14 protein-coding genes, 1 tRNA gene and 1 pseudogene are annotated in these 18,764 nt (G+C 40.5%); 9 read left to right on the forward strand and 7 right to left on the reverse strand.

All coding sequences use genetic code 11. The features are described 5' to 3' along the window. Window positions 1-106: 106 nt before the first annotated feature. Together H6G28_RS18210 and ruvB are read right to left on the reverse strand one after the other, a co-directional pair. Window positions 107-963, reverse strand: a pseudogene (locus H6G28_RS18210) (Rpn family recombination-promoting nuclease/putative transposase). Between the two features lie 83 nt (window positions 964-1,046). Beyond that, a complete protein-coding gene (gene ruvB / locus H6G28_RS18215) occupies window positions 1,047-2,147 on the reverse strand; it encodes a Holliday junction branch migration DNA helicase RuvB (RefSeq protein WP_190672895.1) in 1,101 nt (366 codons plus the stop codon). A gap of 157 nt (window positions 2,148-2,304) precedes the next feature. On the opposite strand from ruvB, the gene hisF reads away from it, so the two are divergent. From hisF to H6G28_RS18230, 3 genes are all read left to right on the forward strand, one after another. Then, window positions 2,305-3,078 carry an imidazole glycerol phosphate synthase subunit HisF gene (gene hisF, locus H6G28_RS18220; RefSeq protein WP_190589180.1) on the forward strand — a complete coding sequence of 258 codons (774 nt, stop codon included), beginning with the start codon at window positions 2,305-2,307 and terminating at the stop codon, window positions 3,076-3,078. Window positions 3,079-3,183: 105 nt separating this feature from the next. Beyond that, entirely contained in the window at window positions 3,184-3,375 is a 192-nt protein-coding gene (locus H6G28_RS18225; protein ID WP_015113328.1) for a hypothetical protein, read from the forward strand. A 104-nt stretch (window positions 3,376-3,479) separates the two neighbouring features. Next, a tRNA-Ala gene (locus H6G28_RS18230) sits at window positions 3,480-3,552 on the forward strand. On the opposite strand, the gene H6G28_RS18235 is transcribed toward H6G28_RS18230, so the two are convergent. Continuing rightward, window positions 3,544-3,717, reverse strand: coding sequence for a hypothetical protein (locus H6G28_RS18235; RefSeq protein ID WP_190672901.1), 174 nt, complete (start codon window positions 3,715-3,717; stop codon window positions 3,544-3,546). The two genes, H6G28_RS18230 and H6G28_RS18235, sit on opposite strands and share 9 nt — an antisense overlap. A gap of 66 nt (window positions 3,718-3,783) precedes the next feature. Between H6G28_RS18235 and H6G28_RS18240 the strand changes: the two genes are divergently transcribed. Further along, window positions 3,784-4,209, forward strand: coding sequence for a VOC family protein (locus tag H6G28_RS18240; RefSeq protein WP_190589184.1), 426 nt, complete (start codon window positions 3,784-3,786; stop codon window positions 4,207-4,209). Window positions 4,210-4,349: 140 nt separating this feature from the next. On the opposite strand, the gene H6G28_RS18245 is transcribed toward H6G28_RS18240, so the two are convergent. Then, entirely contained in the window at window positions 4,350-6,143 is a 1,794-nt protein-coding gene (locus tag H6G28_RS18245; RefSeq protein ID WP_313933904.1) for an ATP-binding protein, read from the reverse strand. Between the two features lie 1,040 nt (window positions 6,144-7,183). On the opposite strand from H6G28_RS18245, the gene H6G28_RS18250 reads away from it, so the two are divergent. From H6G28_RS18250 to H6G28_RS18260, 3 genes are all read left to right on the forward strand, one after another. Then, window positions 7,184-9,739, forward strand: coding sequence for a GTPase family protein (locus H6G28_RS18250; protein ID WP_190672903.1), 2,556 nt, complete (start codon window positions 7,184-7,186; stop codon window positions 9,737-9,739). 191 nt (window positions 9,740-9,930) lie between these two features. After that, the gene (locus H6G28_RS18255) at window positions 9,931-13,314 is read left to right on the forward strand and encodes an acetate and sugar kinases/Hsc70/actin family protein (protein WP_190672906.1); all 3,384 of its coding nucleotides are present in this window, start codon (window positions 9,931-9,933) and stop codon (window positions 13,312-13,314) included. A gap of 82 nt (window positions 13,315-13,396) precedes the next feature. Continuing rightward, on the forward strand, window positions 13,397-14,494 hold the full coding sequence (locus H6G28_RS18260) for a hypothetical protein (protein ID WP_190672909.1): 1,098 nt from the start codon (window positions 13,397-13,399) through the stop codon (window positions 14,492-14,494). A gap of 90 nt (window positions 14,495-14,584) precedes the next feature. Here H6G28_RS18260 and H6G28_RS18265 read toward each other — a convergent pair whose 3' ends face one another. After that, the gene (locus H6G28_RS18265) at window positions 14,585-14,740 is read right to left on the reverse strand and encodes a hypothetical protein (protein ID WP_190672912.1); all 156 of its coding nucleotides are present in this window, start codon (window positions 14,738-14,740) and stop codon (window positions 14,585-14,587) included. 59 nt (window positions 14,741-14,799) lie between these two features. Further along, entirely contained in the window at window positions 14,800-15,519 is a 720-nt protein-coding gene (locus H6G28_RS18270; protein ID WP_190672915.1) for a cytochrome b/b6 domain-containing protein, read from the reverse strand. A gap of 63 nt (window positions 15,520-15,582) precedes the next feature. Between H6G28_RS18270 and H6G28_RS18275 the strand changes: the two genes are divergently transcribed. Both H6G28_RS18275 and trpD read left to right on the forward strand, forming a co-directional pair. Continuing rightward, window positions 15,583-16,404, forward strand: coding sequence for a DNA adenine methylase (locus H6G28_RS18275; RefSeq protein ID WP_190672918.1), 822 nt, complete (start codon window positions 15,583-15,585; stop codon window positions 16,402-16,404). 240 nt (window positions 16,405-16,644) lie between these two features. Then, complete coding sequence (gene trpD, locus H6G28_RS18280) at window positions 16,645-17,718, forward strand: anthranilate phosphoribosyltransferase (protein ID WP_190672920.1); 1,074 nt, start codon at window positions 16,645-16,647, stop codon at window positions 17,716-17,718. Here trpD and H6G28_RS18285 read toward each other — a convergent pair. Further along, window positions 17,648-18,691, reverse strand: coding sequence for a retropepsin-like aspartic protease family protein (locus H6G28_RS18285; RefSeq protein ID WP_190672923.1), 1,044 nt, complete (start codon window positions 18,689-18,691; stop codon window positions 17,648-17,650). The two genes, trpD and H6G28_RS18285, sit on opposite strands and share 71 nt — an antisense overlap. Window positions 18,692-18,764 lie beyond the last annotated feature (73 nt).

An 18,764-nucleotide genomic window follows, 5' to 3' on the forward strand; every position in this document is an offset into this window, starting at 1 on the left:
AAAAAATTAAGGGTGTACACAAGGGTTTGATGTATCCAACACCCTTACACCCTCACACCCCTAAACCCAATCTCTACAGACAATCTTAGTGCGTAAGTCCTTTAGTTTATTTTCCCACCGCTTCTAACCAAACCTGCACATCCGCAAGGCCGGCAAAGTCTAACAGTGCTTCGCTTAAATCTTCCAGAACAGGTAAAGGTAAAGAAGAAATTGACAAACACATTTCCTCTGATAACTCGCCAAACCGCTTAGTTAAAATTCGGATAATCAAGCTAACAGCTTCTTCTGTTCGTCCTTCCTCACGTCCTTCTTCTTTGATTTCACGGTAAACTCTTGTTTCTTGGAGCGTTATTCCTAACATCGACTCTACCTCGGCTCGACTTAAGATTTCAAATTTGTACACCATGATCGTCGTTATCATCTCTATTATGGCGCGGCTTGCCCTTTCGGATGTTTCTTGACTAGCTCTGGTTAACAAATACCTGGCTTCTGTTGGTGCTTGTTCTGGTTCTACTGTGGTCAGTACCATCAACGCTACCCATAAAGGTAATTGACGAATGTCGCCTAACTCGTCTAAATACACCCGATGGACTTGCTCTCCATTTAGCAGGGTACGATGAGGATAAATATCACTCTGTTCAATATACTGCACGATGGATAGATAATTACAGCCTGCCAATCGCTGAACCTGGGACGATTGCGGTAGAAATATAACGAGGATTCTGCAAATACCCTTTCATAAAGCTGTTCGTCTCTTTGAAATTGTACTTCGCAGAAATATACAACCCCAACACCTTCATTGTCTGGCGGCAGAAATACGCCATCGATTTCAAATTTCGGTTCTTTGACAGCTACCGAATCAAACCGATACGCTCCTGCATTGTTTGGGATATTTGTCAATAGTTCAAATAATAAACTAGGGGATTGTTGAAATAGTTTGTAAAAGATTGAGTCTCGGCGCATGAACCATTCTATGTGTTTGTTTTAGTCTGCGATCGCATCATCCCACATCCCCCACAGCGTAATGGCGATCGCACTTTCTCCCTTCACAAAAGAGATAACTGCTCATTCGGTGGCGTAAAATTCATGTGCTTATATGCAGCTTTAGTTGCAATCCGACCGCGTGGCGTGCGGCTTAAATAACCAATCTGCATCAGATAAGGTTCGTAAACTTCTTCAATGGTTTGCGGATCTTCACCTGTGGCGGCAGCGATAGTTTCTAAACCCACCGGGCCACCATTAAACTGCTCAATAATCACACTGAGCATTTTCCTGTCTGTCCAATCTAAGCCACAGGGGTCTACTTGGAATAGATGGAGTGCTTCTGCGGCAACACTTTCGGTAATTTCTGGCTGTTTTTTCACTTCCGCGAAATCACGCACTCGCTTGAGTAATCTATTCGCAATACGCGGTGTACCTCGTGAACGACGGGCAATTTCTGTTGCGCCATCGGGTGTAACGTTGGTTTGTAGTAGTTGCGAACTGCGGAGAACGATTTGGCTCAGTTCCTCTACTTCATAAAAGCGTAACTTCTGCACCAAGCCAAAGCGATCGCGTAATGGTGAAGTCAAAGCACCCACGCGGGTTGTCGCTCCCACCAAGGTAAACTTCGCCAAAGGCAAACTTCTAATCCGGGCGCTGGTACCTTTGCCAATGGTAATATCTAAGCGATAATCCTCCATAGCTGGATAGAGAATTTCCTCAGTCATCCGCGAAAGACGATGAATTTCGTCGATGAAGATGATATCGCCGGGTTTTAGGTTAACTAATAACCCAACAATATCTCTAGGGCGTTCTAACGCTGGCGCACTCGTAATTTTATAGTTGACCCCCATTTCTGATGCTAAAATCATTGCCATTGTCGTTTTACCCAAACCTGGTGGGCCGTATAACAATAAGTGATCCAGCACTTCCCCTCGTGATTTTGCGGCTTTGATGGCAATTTCTAGCACATCCTTTAAATCTTTCTGCCCAATATAATCGGCAAATCGCTGCGGCCTGATACTCTCTTCTTGCTTACCTTGCTCGTCCAACACGGCTTCGGGTTGCAAAATTTTTTCTTCGGCAGATGCTGTGACAGATTCTCGCTGTTCCTTGGGTTTTTTATTGGGTTCTGGAGGCTGTTTTTTTGAGGAGATTATCGCCATAATTCAGCTATTAATTTTGACTTGAGGACTGATTGAGCGCCATCTATGATCGCCATCTTTGAGAATAAACCTCAGATGCGAAAATTTTGTTTGGGAATACACGTACCAATTTAAAATTTAAGTTCCGGGCAATGAAGGAAGGAGTTGAGAATTTATTATGTTGTCTAAAAGAATCTTACCTTGCTTGGATGTGAAGGCGGGACGGGTTGTAAAAGGAGTTAACTTTGTTGATCTCAAAGATGCCGGTGATCCTGTGGAGTTGGCGAAGGTTTACAACGATGCTGGGGCAGATGAGTTAGTATTTCTGGATATTACAGCCACTCATGAAGACCGAGGCATAATTCTGGATGTTGTTTACCGGACTGCTGAACAGGTCTTTATTCCACTCACTGTAGGCGGTGGCATTCAAACCTTAGAAAATGTTAAAGCTTTGTTACGAGCCGGAGCAGACAAGGTTAGTATTAACTCTGCGGCAGTACGTGACCCAGACTTGATCAATCGGGCAAGCGATCGCTTTGGTAATCAGTGCATAGTTGTTGCCATTGATGCCAGACGCAGAGTAGACCCCCAAAATCCCGGCTGGGATGTGTATGTGCGTGGCGGCAGGGAAAACACGGGTTTAGATGCCCTAAAATGGGCGGTTGAAGTTGAACAACGTGGTGCAGGAGAACTGTTAGTTACAAGTATGGACGCAGATGGGACTCAAGCCGGTTACGACTTAGAGTTAACCAAAGCGATCGCTCAATTAGTACAAATTCCAGTTATTGCCTCCGGTGGAGCAGGCAATTGTGAACATATCTATCAAGCTGTAACTGAAGGCAAAGCCGAAGCTGCATTGTTAGCTTCGTTACTACACTATGGGCAATTAAGCGTTTCAGAAATTAAACATTATTTGCGCGATCGCTCCATACCAGTACGTTTGTACTCTTAACGCCAAAGATAACATTAAAATCCCACTACCTGCCACCGAAATTAACTACACTTCTGAAAATCGATGTTAATATTGATTTATAAGTATTAATAAATATTAAGAAATATGTTGATTCCTATTTTATTATTTGATGTAGCACTGGTGGCATGGTCACTACATTTAATGGAAAAAGCCTATGAAAACAAAGAATTCTCGCTCATGCTGGCTGGTACATTAGTAGCTCTAGCTGCGGCGGCGATGTTAGTAGTTTACTTTCTTATGGGTCACTGTATGACCTACTTGTTACAAGTCTCGTAGAAATTACGATGTATTAGATTAGGTTTTTACAACCATTTAATATAGATAATTCATCAGACTTGACAAAAGATAAATTATTCAGCCATAATAAAAAATGGCTTTACGGGGTTATAGCTCAGTTGGTAGAGCGCTGCAATGGCATTGCAGAGGTCAGCGGTTCGAACCCGCTTAGCTCCATGTGTACATTAAATAATTATTGTCAGTTTTAAAGAATTCTTGTCCAGAGTTGAAACCAGTTTTAAACTGCAAGAAGAAATGAATCCAATTATCTGGTGTCGCTACATTCGCATCTCTACGAGCCACCTTGTTAGGTGCTTGACGAATAGCGTCTATCCAGTCCACCTTTTTTAGATATTCTGGAGAATCTTCATTTACAAAGAGATTTTTGATGCGTTCAGGGAATCACTTATGGCAGATATTGGCTTGACTCATATTGCACTGGGAGTAACCGACATCAATCAAAGCATTGCTTTTTATCAGAAGTATGCTGGTATGAAAGTGGTGCATCGCCGCACTGATGAAACTAATAATTTTGAAGTTGCTTGGATTAGTGATTTAACTCGACCATTTGTAATTGTGCTACTGCAATTAGATAAGTCACAATGCCAACCATCATCGGGCTTTCATATTGGCGTAGCTTGTAAAAGCCGTGAGGAAGTAGATTATCTGTGTCAGCAAGCAAAATCAGAAGGTTTATTGCAAGAAGGGCCGCATGATTATGGTGCGCCTGTGGGTTACTGGGCGTTTATTTGTGATCCTGATGGTTATCAACTTGAGGTTGCTTATGGTCAGGAAGTTAATTTTACAATTACCCAAGCACAACAACAAGAATAAGGATGAGCGATCGCTATGATAAATCCTGGGAGTTAATTGCGACCCATCACCTAAACCTTAGTTATATTCTTCTCAAGAAATAGATTAATTATGCGCTCATTACTCTTAAATTCTGACTACTGAGTTCTGAATGCTTACATTTAAGCTTCTTCTATGACTTTTGTGGGTATGCTAATGACAAACTCAGTTCCTCCGCCTGGTGTGGAAACACAATATAATTCCCCACGGTGTTTTTTCACGATAATTTGGTAGCTAATAGATAAACCCATCCCGGTACCTTTCCCTACAGGTTTAGTGGTAAAGAAGGGGTCAAAGATGCGATCGCGGATTTTGGCATTGATTCCGGGGCCATTATCGGTAATACTAATTTTGATGCGATCGCTTGCTTGCAATTGAGTACGAATTTGAATTTGTGGGTGAGTTATGGCAACTTCTGCTAAAGCATCAATGGCATTAGTTAACAGGCTCATAAATACCTGATTCATCTGTCCAGGATGACACATGACCTGTGGCAAATCACCATACTCTTTAATCACTTCAATTCCCGTAGATTCTGGTTGGGATTTCAAGCGATTTTGCAACAGTAACAAGGCATTATCAATCCCTTCGTGAATATTCACCAATTTCATGCCTTCTTCGTCAACTCTTGAGAAGTTGCGTAAAGATAAAACAATCTGGCGAATACGCTCGGCTCCAATATTCATCGAGTCGAGAACTTTAGGCAAATCATAGCGAATAAAATCTAAATCAATGGTATTAATTTCTTGGTGAGCTTCTGGTGTCCGGGGGACAAAGTGCTGTTGATAAAGTTCAATTAAATGAAATAAATCCTGTACATAATCATTGGCATATTTCACATTGCCATAAATAAAATTCACCGGGTTATTGATTTCATGGGCAATACCCGCCACCAATTGTCCCAAACTCGACATTTTTTCTGATTGAATGAGTTGAGACTGGGCTTGTTTTAGTTCTTGCAGTGTCTCTTCTAACTGCTGAGTTTTAGTGCGAAACTTGGCTTCTGATTTTCTTAAAGCTTTTTCTATCCTCTGTCTGCGAATTTCTTCATGTTTGCGGACTGTGATATCGTGACAAATACCAACAAAGTAAATAATACTACCAGTAGTATCTTTGATGGCTGATAAGTAGCAACTGTGCCACCGCCATGTGCCATTTTTATGTTTGACGCGATATTCAATCGTATCTTGCTGTTCACCTGTGATTAAAGCTTTGGTGAAATAATCTGTACAAGTTGATAAATCTTCGAGATGTACAAAAGAGGCAAAGGGCTGACCTTCAACTTCTGACACTTCATGCCCTAAAATTTCACTCCAGTTAGGCGACACATAAGAAAATAAACCATCAGGGGTAACCGCAGAAATAATGTTGTTGGCATTTTCTACAATAGTCTGAAAATGATCACCACACTCTAAAAAAGCCTCTTGGACTATGTGAGTAATATCGCGCAACAACACAATAATTTCGGTTGATTCTACTGGCAACAATTGAGCTTCACAATGAGCTTTATTGTTGCCTACATGCAAACTATATGCAAAACTAACTACCGATTGAGTTTGCCGGACTTGATTGATGGCTTGATGAAAACGAATAGCAATAGATGTTGGGATGCACTCGAATAATTGCTTACCTGGAGCTATATTAGTTTGATTGAGAAAATTATAAGGTTTATTTGCTTGATATTCTAAGATAATGCCTTGGGGATCAATACGAAAGTAGACATCCGCCAGCTTTGGCAAAATTGCCTGCATTTGGTAAGTTGGCTGACTTACCATTGTCCCTTCTAGCTCATGATTAGCGGCTGGGCGTGCTATATTAATTAACTTGCGATCGCTTGCATTTTTTTGACTGCGCTTCTGCACGACTTTCGCGCTTTCATCTTTATTATTTAACTTCTGCACCCTTTCAGAGAACACTTTTACCTGCCTAGTTATGAGGAGACTTATATTATAGGAAACTTGTCAAAAAATATATTTAGTTTTCGAGAAAATAATGATTTTATAATTTTATAGACTGCACTGAAACCATCAACTCTAGCCGATATTTATGTTATTAACTATCACCCCAGTAAAACATCTATCTGAAGAATGGTCATCAAGTGGATTAAATAGTATTTTGAGTAAATAAAATCTATCATAATTTTTGGGCTGCAAAATCAATTATGCTTAAACTTTTAAGTATTAAAATTGAAATTTGTATGAAAATAAGCCAAAAGTCACAATACCTGATACTTGATGCCAGAGATTTACAGAAATTAAAGTTTTTTGATATTGATAATTACAATGGGTGACTTTTAACTACATCAATATACAAGTTTCCTATAATACATGGATTTTTCTCCGCAGCCACATCAAAATCACCTGCTATGAAACTGCCGTTAATCTAGTCTATATCTTAACCCCACTCCCTAAATTTAATTTTTAGAAATAATATTTTTATCTACTTACTGAAAATATTTTATACCAAAAATTACTAATTTATCAGTAGTGCTTAATCCCTCCTTGATTTTTGCCATAATTCTTTAAAACACAAAAATTATCAAAAAGTGATTTTACTAGAGTGCAAAGTTGTGCATCCAGACTCATACATTTGAGAATCTAGGTCAAAAAGTTAAATTTTGGTTAAAAATTACTGGAATTGAATTTTTACATAGAATAAATATCTATTTGCTTGAGAAACCTTAGAGCGTTTTTTATTCCAATGAGGTACATCAATCTAGCCTCTAGCCTCTATCCCCTATCAACTTGTACCGCACTCAATCGGAAAACGCCATATGCCATATACCTAAATGCTACCCAATTCCCAATCAATAATCAGCATCCCGTTTGATTTCCAAATTTACTTGTGTTGACATCAATCAGATATGACTAACTAAAATCCGAGACAACATAACATCTGCTATCAACTTTTATGTTATAAAACTCACATAAATTTTATTTTTAACGGTAACTATTCTATGGAACTAGAAAGACTTGCATATTTTAAAGAATACGGTGAATTTATACTGCAAAAAATTAACTCTGTCCCGCAGTATCCTTCTCAACAAGAAGACTGGGTTCCCGCGAGTTTGGATGAATGTCTGGCGCGTCTCAGAGAAACTGCGGAAAAAACCATAGAACTGGCCACCTCACCAGTCAAAATTGGCGTGATGGGAGAATTTAGTAGTGGTAAAACCTTACTTTTGGGCAGTTTAATTGGCTATGCCGATGCTTTACCAGTCAACGAAAACCCAACTACGGGGAATGTTACAGCCATTCACCTCGTCGCCCAAGATGAATTTGCGACCACCCAAGTCGGGAATTTTACGGTGGAGTATCTTTCTCATGAAGGGGTGAAAGAGTGTTTGCGGTTTATGTTAGCAGAAGCGAGTCGCCGTTCCGCCGCCGCCGGACTTGTACCTGTACAACTGGCGCAGTTAAATTCTGGTAAAGAAATTCTGGCTTGGTGTGAGCAAGCGTGGAACCAAAGTAATAATTTAGAGTTGCGCTATTTGCTGCGGGAGTTGGTGTTATTTGTGCGTGCTTACGCTTCCTATGGTGAGGCGATGTGTGGTGGACGCTATCAAATTGATCATGCCACAGCCCAGGAAGGTTTACAGCTGCCAGAACAGCCAATGGCTATCCAAACTTTCCGGTTTACAGACTTACCGCCAGCGCATATCCGCTTACCCAGTCCACCGCATAAATTAGCATCAAAGTTATTACAAAATAGCTTCCCCTTAATTCGCCGCGTTGATATTGAAGTGAAAATTTCGCGGGAAATTTGGGATGTGACAGACGCTTCCGAATTTATTTTGTTAGATTTTCCGGGTTTGGGTGCGGCGAACTCCGGCGCGAGGGATACATTTTTATCGCTGCGAGAGTTGGCGGAAGTCCAGACAATTTTAATCTTGCTCAATGGTAAATCGCCGGGGAGCGATCGCGCTCACAAAATTTTCACCATGATGCAGCAACAGCGTCCGGGACAAGACCTGAAAGATTTGATTTTGGTTGGTGTCGGTCGTTTTGACCAACTACCCCTAGAAAGTGAAGGCGGCGAACGAGAACTCGACCAATTCATTGCTGAGAACATCGCCAACACGCCTTTATCTGAGGATGCTGTTCTCAAAAAACTCCGAGTTCTGCAAACAACCATTGATGGCGCGAGTGCATTCACCACTCAAAAAGACCGCATTGTGTTGTTATCGCCCTTATTGGGACTAGCGGAATTAGCGAAACGTTCCAGTAGTGTCAAAGCTGGTTCGCCAGAATTTTTATCTAACTTAGATTATCCCAATTACCTGGAAACCTCGAAACGGTTGCAGCAAAAATGGACTCGCCTCAGCGAAAGACTACTAGAGTCGGATGCACGTAGTCAACTGGGGAGACAATTAGGTTACTTTGCTCAAGATGGCGGTATTGCCAAACTGCGAGAGTTAATTCAAAATCACGTTGCTATGCACGGACTCAAGCAACTGTATGAAGACACCCGTCGCGCGGCTGAAAGTCTCCGTCAACAACAAGAAAACCTGAAAAATATCATCGCCGAAATTCACGAACAAGGCATACCAACACTCGATAGTCCCACATTAATTGATTTGCGTCATGCCATTGATAGTTTAGATAAAACCTATCGGAATTTCCAAAAAGAATTAGGCAAAGAACCACTCAAAGACCGTCGCGGAACTGTCGTGAGTGAAGTAGTGAAAGACGAACTCACCTTTAAAATTGTCAACTGGAACCAGTGGACTTTGTTATTTAACAAAGCCAACAACGGTGCTATTACTATCGCCGAAAGCAAAGGTGCAGCCGGTAAGTTATTTGAAAGAGGAAATAGAACTAATCATGCTTTGCCAACTAAAAGCGATGATTTCTACCCCACCTTTGAAAAAACTGTGCAGGAAGTCGAGATATTTGCCCGCGATCGCATCCGTCAAGCAGTGGTAGATTTATTAAATAAACTCTCCAATCAAGTAGCCGAAGCACGGGACTATCTCAAATCTCTTCTCTCACCAGAAATGGAACAAGAAATTGAAATTGGTTTTGGTGGAGAAGAAGCCGACTTATTTTATAAATTACTGTTAGGCTGCGACCCCAACCAATGGAAAGAAGCTATTCTCGCAGAACTGAATAGTAAAGACAAAGAAATTGCCCCCGAATTGATATTTCCTCTTGCACGCCAAGACGAAAAACACAACATTGGTCAAATATTTGATTGGTCTCCCGAAAGAAATCAAAATTCACCCAGAGCCAGCCATCATCAAATGTTAGTATTACGTTTGCGTGATGAAATTACTGCCAGTGCCAGTTTACATTTAGTGCAGTATGTCAGCGAAGTGAATCAACAAGTCAACTCAGAAATCGAAGGCATTTTAGACCAAATTATTCCCACACTGCAAAATATTTCCAAAAAGGAAGCATTGCTGAGATACCTTGCTGCTGGTGACTCACCACCAAAACTTGCTATTCCCACTTGGTTAAATATTCTTGCAGAAATCGCCACCACTTCTGATTTAGATATCCCTGGTTACTAGATAATTTATTTCCTAGTTCATATCTTCTTTTCCTTCTTTCCTTCTTTCCTTCCTTCCTTCCTTCCTTCCTTCGTGTCCTTTGCGCTCTTTGCGGTTCGTTTAAAAAATGCAGGTAGTTTAATGGTGAGATAGTAAATTTATTTATTCGAGAAATTATACCTTCGCGCGAAATAAAAGAAAGGAACTAAAAAATGCCAGTAGAAATTCGCCTCCCTCCACGCTTTCAAGTTCAAGTTAACGACAACGAATATTTAGAACTTCCCACCATTCAACTAGTCGCTATTGGTAATAATGTACCCCACATTGCCCGAATTAACTTCTCTGTTAAAGGTACACCCAGCGAACTAATCATCCAAATTCAAAAAGCATATAAACCCTTTGATGCTGTCACCCCAAAAATTTCCCAAATCGGACAACTAGAACAATATCCTTGTAAATTAGACAAACCTTTAACCGAACCAATCAACTGTACCTTACACGTCATTGTTGAATATTTTGATTCCGACTTTTCAGGGGAACCAGTATTATCTGAACCGCGACAAGTTCAGGCTGTTTGTTATTTATGGACACCATCTACTGCTGAAGCGCAAATTATGAATTCTGAGTCACTACCAAACCCGCCGGAAGAACCAGTTAACTATCAACAAGTCAAAAGATTTCCGGGATGGTTTGCTTTAGATTTTGGTACGTCGAACTCTACCGTGACTTTGTTCGACCCGATAGAAATTCCCATTGCCGAAATTTTACCACGGGAACAGGAATTAAGATTGCGCGATCGCCTGTCGCAATGGCTCAATTCTCCCGCTTCCGAAGCACTACCAGAAATCAGCGAAGTTGAGTGGCAAAAATTTATTATTGATATTAGTAAAAACTTAGAAATCGAACCCAGCCGTTTAAGCGAAATCTTTGAAAGTGATAACAGAGAAAGATTTTTAGAAGCAATTCGCCAAATCGAATTATCTTTAGGTAATAGCGAAAAATTTCAACGCGCCGCCAGTAAAAAATTATATCAAATATATCATGAAGTCTTTCGCGTTCCTACCTTGGAATCACAAAATTTAATCCCTGTAGTTTTAGATATTGACCGCCGTGATAGCGAAATCCCCAGCGAGTTAGAAATTGCCAACTTAGAAGTATTAAAACTGAAAATGGGGCGAGAAGCAAGAGATAATCGCAAAAAAGCGATCGCCCAAGGTACTAGCAGTTCTTTAAAAGAAATTATCAGTCGGTTTCATCATTCACCAAAGCGGTATTTTGGACAGAATAAAACATTCCCTGTAATGTTAAATGATACTGAAATTAATATTAATGTTAACCAATTAATTCAAGCAGCTTGGGCGCATTTAATTGATTTAACTGAAGATTACCGCCAACGTGCTAGACGTAGATTTTCTGAAGGTGAACTGTTAACAGCAGTTGTTACTTACCCCACTGTTGCACCGCCAGTAGTTCGTAAAGAAGTTAAGCAATTAGTTGAACAATTAGGTATTGATGATGTGCAAACAGCTTATGATGAAGCTGTTTCGGTAGCGATATTTTTCTTGTGGCGAGAATTTGGCGGTAATTTAAATATTGGCATTGAATCTTTTAAAACTCGTTGTCGACGCGATGGCAATAAATGGTCACAAAATGTATTAGTTTTAGATATTGGTGGCGGTACAACAGACTTAGCATTAATTGAATTAACCTTAGAAGATAAAACCCCATTCTTTGCCACTAATGAAGACCGAGGCTTAGGTGGCAGGTATTATAAACTAACGCCAAAACTATTAGGTTCATCAGGACATTTACAACTCGGTGGCGAATTAATTACACTGCGAGTATTTAGGTTATTAAAAGTTGCGATCGCAGATTTTCTCTTAACAGCAGTTACCCGTGGCGATATCGATAGCGAAAAACTCGAAGACTTAATTAGTTCCGAATTAAACGAGCGTTTTCTCGACCAAGGAAAATTCAAAACAGGCAGCTTATTAAAATGCCTAGATAGAGAAAATCCCGAAGGCGATACAGCTTATAAAGATGCCTTAGATACAGCCGAAAAAGTCTTACCAACCCGTTGGCAACAAGCACCTCAACGTCTACAAACCTTCTACACATTGTGGGATTATGCAGAAGCCGCCAAACTCAAACTCGGACAAAAATTACCAGCAGATAATTCACTTGTAACCTTTACAATCTCTGAACAACAAATTGCTGAACTTCTCACCCAAAGCGCCATTAAATATCAAATTCACAACCCCGATAATATTGCCGTCACCCTAGATAATCAACAATTTGAACGTGTTGCCACTTCTGCTATTAAAGAAGCCATTGGTATTGCTAAAGGCTTAATGGAAAGCCGCTTACGTTCAGACGATAACACCATCGACGCTTGGAACACCCACAAAGTTGACTGGTTAATTCTCTCAGGAAAAACTTGCAATCTCGACTTAGTACAACGCCATATTTACCAAGAATTTAGCAAGTCTCCCTACTTCGTTTGGAACCCAGAACGCATCACCTTCGTTTTAGAATTTACTAAACTCGCAACCTCCGCAGGTGCGTGTTACGCCGAAAAATTACGCCGACTCAGATTTGACCCTGAAGAATCAAAAGCACTCCTACAAAAAGGCGCAAATCAATTAGAAATTGACGTTAAAAATCTATTTTATTACTTACCTTGCAACTTCAAACGCAAAACCCAAAGCAACGAACTACTACCAATCTTTAAAGCCGGACAAGAACTCCATCAAATTGCACCTTGGGAAACAGTCGCCAAAGTGCGTACAGCTTGGCAAGGTATACAGTTAACTAATATTATTTATCGCCAAGACTACGAAGACGGTGATTTAAGATTGTGGGGAAGCTTCGACGGTAAACATCTCATGGAAAAATTAGGGATGGAAGAAGCGGAGTTTCTCAAAAAAATCAAAGTGCAATTTGAAATTGACCAGACATTACAATTTAGTGTTTTATTATGTCAAGGAAATCCCCATTATTTAATCGATGTTCCCGGTATTGATGTCGGTTCCGCAATCTTAGCAGCTTCCGAAACATCATTATTTGCCGATGGTAAACTAAAATGGAACATCGCCGTAGAACGACCAAATAAAGACTTAACTGATGGCGATATTGCAGTCAATGTCATCGAGTCAGCAACCGTAGATCAACCAAATGCTTATCATTTAGTTTTTGAAATTGACTCAAATGATAACCAATCTCTACACGAATTTCATTACCTCCGCGATGGTTCACCCCAACCAAGCAAAGGTTTAATTAGTAATCCCTTACCACCCTTTCCTTACACTGGACAACACACATTTTACGTCTATCAAACCGACACCGAAACTAACAGAAAAAAATGGATACGTATCGGTTCACTCAGTAAACCATCCGTCACCACAGACTACCCTTGCCAATATCGCGTCACCCTCGACAACAAAGGTATTTTGCGAATGCACCCCGGCGAAGTTCCCTACTGGACATCCACCAGTCAAGAATGTTTAAAACAAGAAGGTTGTGTTTATCGTGCCGAATTAGAATTACAACCTAACGAAGTCGATAAAGAACGCGATCCCTTCTGTGGAATACATTAACTTACTCCGCCTAACTCCCTATCTAAATGTAAAAACTCTCCGCGTCTCCGCGTCTCTGCGTGAGATAAAAAAGGTGAAATTCATGCAGCATCTACGTCAATTATTAGAAACAGAAAACTCCGAATTAGCCAGGTTATTGCGGTGTAGCCTGTATGGACTAGAAGCTGCATTAAACCAAGCCTACACAGAATTACCCGATGATCCTGGTACTGAAATTTGTGCAGAGTTGCTGCAAGAAATCCAAAATTTGTTGCAGCCTCCACATCAAGAAGAAACGACTATTATCCAATCTTCAAATGAATCAAAACTAAATCATCTCCGTGATGCTTGGAATGCTGACTCAGAACTAAGTTTATATTTAGGTGATGCAACTTTACAAAGCCAAAATGATGCTGATTTATGGCATGAAATTCACCGTAAATTGCTACGAACACCTGATGATTTAGCTGTATTTTGGCAACAACGCACCTTAGATTTAGCTCAAGAAATTGGTGCGGTAGAAGATGATTCTAATTTCTACCAACTTCCCTTTATCAGAGATGAAATCATTTACCCTGGACTCAAAGGTAGTGTGAATATTCAGGGGTTATGTTTATCACAAAAAGCACTTTTACAATCAAAAATTTTTCCCCTTCCCGAATCGGAAGATTTACAATTACTTGCAGGTTTTTTAAATTTATATCTCAAATTTATAGAAATAGAACCAGATTTACATCACGCATTAAAAAGTATTTTTAGCTTTGATATTATTCCTTTCAATTCTAAACCAGAACAACAACAACAATATATAGAAGCCTTAACAGACCGCTTTCACCGCACCCAAAAAGCCGAAGAAAATAATGATATTTTAGCTATTGTACGTGCATGGATTGATATAGATGAAGCCATACATTCTTTAGTATTCATTCCCCCCGTTGAACGTTATTCATGGTGGGGAAAATTACAACAAGAATCACGCCGAACCTTAAAAAAAATTGCAGACAAAGCCAATAAATCAGGACACAATGTCAGAATTCGTCAACTGTCAGGACTTTATGCTGATATATGTGCTTTCTCAAAAGATGATTTACAGCTAAATTGTGGCGGTATTCCTGGAGAAGTTTTAACTTGTTTGCGAGTCTATGCACGCATTAATCAAGAAGAATTTCCCGGACGTGTAATATTTCGTTCATTACGTTAATAGAATTATTTTAACGAGCCACAGAGAACACAGAGAGTAAGGAAATACTCTTTGCGTCTTTGCGCCTCTGCGTGAGAATTAAAAGTTTTATTATCCAGAACCTATTAATAATAGTAGGTTGGGTGTAGCGATAGCGAAACCCAACAAAGTCTTGAGAATTTTGGGTTCCGTTCCTCCACTCAACCTACGCCTAAGATTTTTAATCAAAATTAGAGCGATTTTTACTTGCTTAGAAGACAAATTCATCCGCTTTTATCTGCGTCCATCTGCGGTTAATTATTTTTTTGGTGTTAGAAACAATATTACTATTCCGAAAAAAATACAGGTAGGAGAAATGCAACAACAACTCCAATCAATACAAATGCCTCAATAATTCTCAAACTTAAATTATTATCTAACAATTGATTAGCTCTTTCGCCAAAGTTAGTTTGCAAGCTACTCCACCAAGTATGGTAACGAGTCGCCCATTGATTTGGACTATCTTCGGGGCGAACTTGCCAAGAAAACATAGACAATAATAATGGCACACCACCCACTTTAATAGACATTAAAAGATGAATAGCTAAACAGCCGACTATCACACACCAAGCGATAAGATGTAGGGTATACCAAATCTGATTAATTTCTCCAGCAGGAAGCCATTCTTCTTTCATCATCCTACCAGAAACTACAGAAAAAACTGAAGCAACTAGCATAAGAGTGTTAGCTAGTCTTTGCAAACTCACCCACCAAATTGGGTTACCAACTTGGCGCAGTTGTTCCCATGAATTAGCTTGGATAAGTCGCCTATTCCCAGTATGAAAGCTGTAAAGTGCAAATGCTGGCAGTATAATCAAGAAAAATAAGGCAAAAGTGCCATGAATCCCTTGAATATCACCAAGTTGCGGTAATGGAATTTTACCAAATCTACCATCGTAAGTATTGTAAACTAGAAATCCAGTAATGATGGCGGCGATCGCAAAAATTCCACTCACGCCATGCAGTAGTCGCAACCACAACGGTTGATAGGGAACAGAACGAGACATAAAAACATTTATTCTCTACAACAAATATAAAGATATTTTAAGCCAAAGCGCGATTTTTTACTTATGCTCAAAAGTCCCCTCCGCTATCCTGGAGGTAAATCTAAAGCGATAAAACAGATTATTGAATACTTACCAGATAATTTTTCAGAATTTCGAGAACCTTTTGTTGGCGGTGGTTCTGTATTCATTTATTTAAAGCAAAAATATCCTGATTTAAAAATTTGGATTAATGATTTAAACCCAGAACTATTCTTATTTTGGAAACTTGCACAATCTGATATATCTGTATTAGTTGAAGAAATACGCCAAATAAAAAATCAATATACAGATGGTAAGTTATTATTCACAGAACTCACTACCATTGATGTAAAAGAACTATCTGATTTAGAAAGAGCAATACGTTTTTTTATACTTAACAGAATTACTTTTTCAGGAACTATAGAATCCGGTGGTTTTTCCCAAGAAGCTTTTGATAAAAGATTCACTCATTCATCAATAGAACGATTAGAAAAGCTAGAATCTATTTTAACAGCAGATATCAAAATAACTAACTTAGATTATAGTTACCTGTTAAATGAAAAAGGTGAAAATGTATTTTTATTTTTAGATCCGCCATATTTTAGTGCTACTAAATCTAGACTCTATGGAAAGGATGGAGACTTACACACCTCTTTTGATCATCAAAGATTTGCTGAAAGCTTAAAACAATACCATCATCCCTGGCTGATTACTTATGATAATTCTTCACAAATTCGAGAAAATTTTCAATGGGCGAATATTTATGAGTGGGAATTACAGTATGGGATGAATAATTACAAACAAAATGGTGCTGCGAAAGGGAAAGAATTATTCATTACTAACTATCAAATAGAGAAAATTCTATGAATAACTAACTTTGATAGCTGCTCATTTTCCGGTACGATAGCTGCCATATCCGCTTTTTAGAGATGTCTGAAAACTTTTTGATGTTGTATTGAAGCCTTGTAGATGCCCCTTAAAAAGCAGGACTTTGACTCCATTTCCCCCCTTTTGAAGGGGGGCTAGGGGGGATCAAGCGATTAATACTTCTCAGACGTTTTTTAGAAAGCCTTAGCGATCGCATTTTCATCACTTAAAACCCTAGCTATGACAAGTTCCTCAGAAATTTCTACAAGCTGGTATATTCTGCTACAGCAATTAATAGACGGTCAATCTTTGACACGCCCCCAAGCTGCGGAATTAATGCAAGGGTGGCTGAGTGAAGCTGTTCCCCCAGAATTATCAGGAGCAATTTTAACCGCCCTCAATTTTAAAGGCGTTTCCGCCGAAGAATTAACGGGTATGGCTGAAGTCCTACAATCTCAAAGTGTAGGAAGTAGCAAACATTCTGCCCCACTCCCCACTCCCAACTCCCCACTCCCCATCATTGACACTTGCGGAACTGGCGGTGATGGTTCATCGACTTTCAACATTTCCACGGCGGTGGCTTTTGTTGTCGCGGCTTATGGTGTCCCTGTAGCCAAACATGGTAATCGTTCCGCCTCTAGTCTGACGGGTAGCGCGGATGTTTTAGAAGCATTGGGTGTTAACTTAAGCGCACCTAGTGAAAAAGTCCAAGCCGCCTTGCAAGAAGTCGGGATCACCTTTTTATTTGCCCCCGGTTGGCATCCAGCCTTAAAAGCGGTGGCTCAATTGCGGCGCAATTTGAGGATTCGCACTGTTTTCAACTTACTGGGGCCGTTAGTTAATCCCTTGCGTCCGACGGGGCAAGTGGTGGGGTTATTTACACCCAAACTTTTAGAAACTGTGGCTCAAGCCTTACATAATCTGGGCAAACAAAAAGCGATCGTTTTACACGGGCGGGAAAGAATTGATGAAGCCAGCCTGGGGGATTTAACTGATTTAGCTGTGTTATCTGATGGCAAAGTGCAGTTAACAACTCTCAATCCTCAAGGGGTGGGTGTAACACCTGTGTCTATCAATGCCCTTAAGGGTGGTGATGTCCAGGAAAATGCGGAAATTCTCAAAGCAGTGCTGCAAGGCAAAGGAACCACAGCACAACAAGATGCTGTAGCCTTAAATGCTTCCTTAGCTCTACAGGTTGCAGGTGTGATCCCGTTGTTAGATCATGCTCAAGGCGTGAGTGTGGCTAGGGAAATTCTACAGAGCGGGAGTCCGTGGCAGAAGTTGGAGGATCTAGTTCAATTTCTATCGAATTAGCTTCAGAATGCGATTGGGGACGGAATTCAACAACATTGCGCTTAATGGTGACATCGTAATTACCAAAAAAGTCATGTCCCAATAAGCCAGTTTCTAAATCTGTCCCAGCGATCGCTACTGGCACTCGATTCACCCTCACCCCGCTAACTGCCATCGAATCAACATAACCCACCGGAAATTCTACGGCTCTAGAACTCGCAGTATTCGCCTTGGCTTTGCCCACAGGTATAATACCTAACACATTCGCCATCTCCTGGGTAATCACAGTGCCACTGGCTCCTGTATCTACGATCATGTCGAATTTCTGCTGACCATTAAAAGTGACTTCCACAATCGGCGTACCACCCACGCGGCGTTTAATCGGCGCAACAAACACATTTTTTTCCCGTGGCAGAATTTCTGTTGAGGAAAAAACGCGCTGTTCTGGCTGTTGTCTGGTTGGGACAGTTTGTTGTGGCACAAATTTAGCCACAGTTTTTGGCGAGGGAACTGCCACGACTACGTTTTGATTGTCAGCTGATGGCTGTGGCAAATTCGGATTCGCCTTTTGCCGCGCATACGTTACCTTACGCTGGTATTCGACAATTTTGCCTTGAGCCGACACATAATCAGGACTTTGGCGACTGACTTGTTCCATGAGAGCGATCGCCTCTTGAAACTGATGTACCACCAAATTCCAATCTTGAATTGATTGAGCCGATTGGCTGATAGCTACAGCTCCTGCGGCTTTGTCTAGTCCCAACTGAAAAGTATCGGGTTCAAGCGCCGACGGCGGCAATGCTGCTGATTTTGGGCTGGTGACTGGGGCTGTTGATGCAACAGGTGGTGTCACTGATGAATTGTCAGTGACCACAGATTGTTGATTACTAACAGTCTCAGTAGTCTGTTGGTCTTCACTACAGGCAACGCCCAACACAGCTAAAGCACTTGCGAGAAAAATCGGGGCTGTACGAGATAAAAAAGACTGAAGCATAATTGATATCTATTTTACCTAGCCAAACAACTGCAAAACTACTCCTGCCACCGAATCACCCTGGGAAAATAAT

The organism is Nostoc sp. FACHB-190 (assembly GCF_014696905.1).
GTDB lineage: Bacteria > Cyanobacteriota > Cyanobacteriia > Cyanobacteriales > Nostocaceae > Nostoc_B.

What these genes read in the sequence shown, in the direction of transcription:
- trpD (WP_190672920.1), top strand. Translation starts at nt 16,645, where the DNA reads ATGACAAGTTCCTCAGAAATTTCTACAAGCTGGTATATTCTGCTACAG.
- H6G28_RS18225 (WP_015113328.1), top strand. Translation starts at nt 3,184, where the DNA reads ATGTTGATTCCTATTTTATTATTTGATGTAGCACTGGTGGCATGGTCA.
- hisF (WP_190589180.1), top strand. Translation starts at nt 2,305, where the DNA reads ATGTTGTCTAAAAGAATCTTACCTTGCTTGGATGTGAAGGCGGGACGG.
- H6G28_RS18260 (WP_190672909.1), top strand. Translation starts at nt 13,397, where the DNA reads ATGCAGCATCTACGTCAATTATTAGAAACAGAAAACTCCGAATTAGCC.
- ruvB (WP_190672895.1), bottom strand. Translation starts at nt 2,147, where the DNA reads ATGGCGATAATCTCCTCAAAAAAACAGCCTCCAGAACCCAATAAAAAA.
- H6G28_RS18285 (WP_190672923.1), bottom strand. Translation starts at nt 18,691, where the DNA reads ATGCTTCAGTCTTTTTTATCTCGTACAGCCCCGATTTTTCTCGCAAGT.
- H6G28_RS18240 (WP_190589184.1), top strand. Translation starts at nt 3,784, where the DNA reads ATGGCAGATATTGGCTTGACTCATATTGCACTGGGAGTAACCGACATC.
- H6G28_RS18275 (WP_190672918.1), top strand. Translation starts at nt 15,583, where the DNA reads ATGCTCAAAAGTCCCCTCCGCTATCCTGGAGGTAAATCTAAAGCGATA.
- H6G28_RS18255 (WP_190672906.1), top strand. Translation starts at nt 9,931, where the DNA reads ATGCCAGTAGAAATTCGCCTCCCTCCACGCTTTCAAGTTCAAGTTAAC.
- H6G28_RS18265 (WP_190672912.1), bottom strand. Translation starts at nt 14,740, where the DNA reads ATGAATTTGTCTTCTAAGCAAGTAAAAATCGCTCTAATTTTGATTAAA.
- H6G28_RS18250 (WP_190672903.1), top strand. Translation starts at nt 7,184, where the DNA reads ATGGAACTAGAAAGACTTGCATATTTTAAAGAATACGGTGAATTTATA.
- H6G28_RS18270 (WP_190672915.1), bottom strand. Translation starts at nt 15,519, where the DNA reads ATGTCTCGTTCTGTTCCCTATCAACCGTTGTGGTTGCGACTACTGCAT.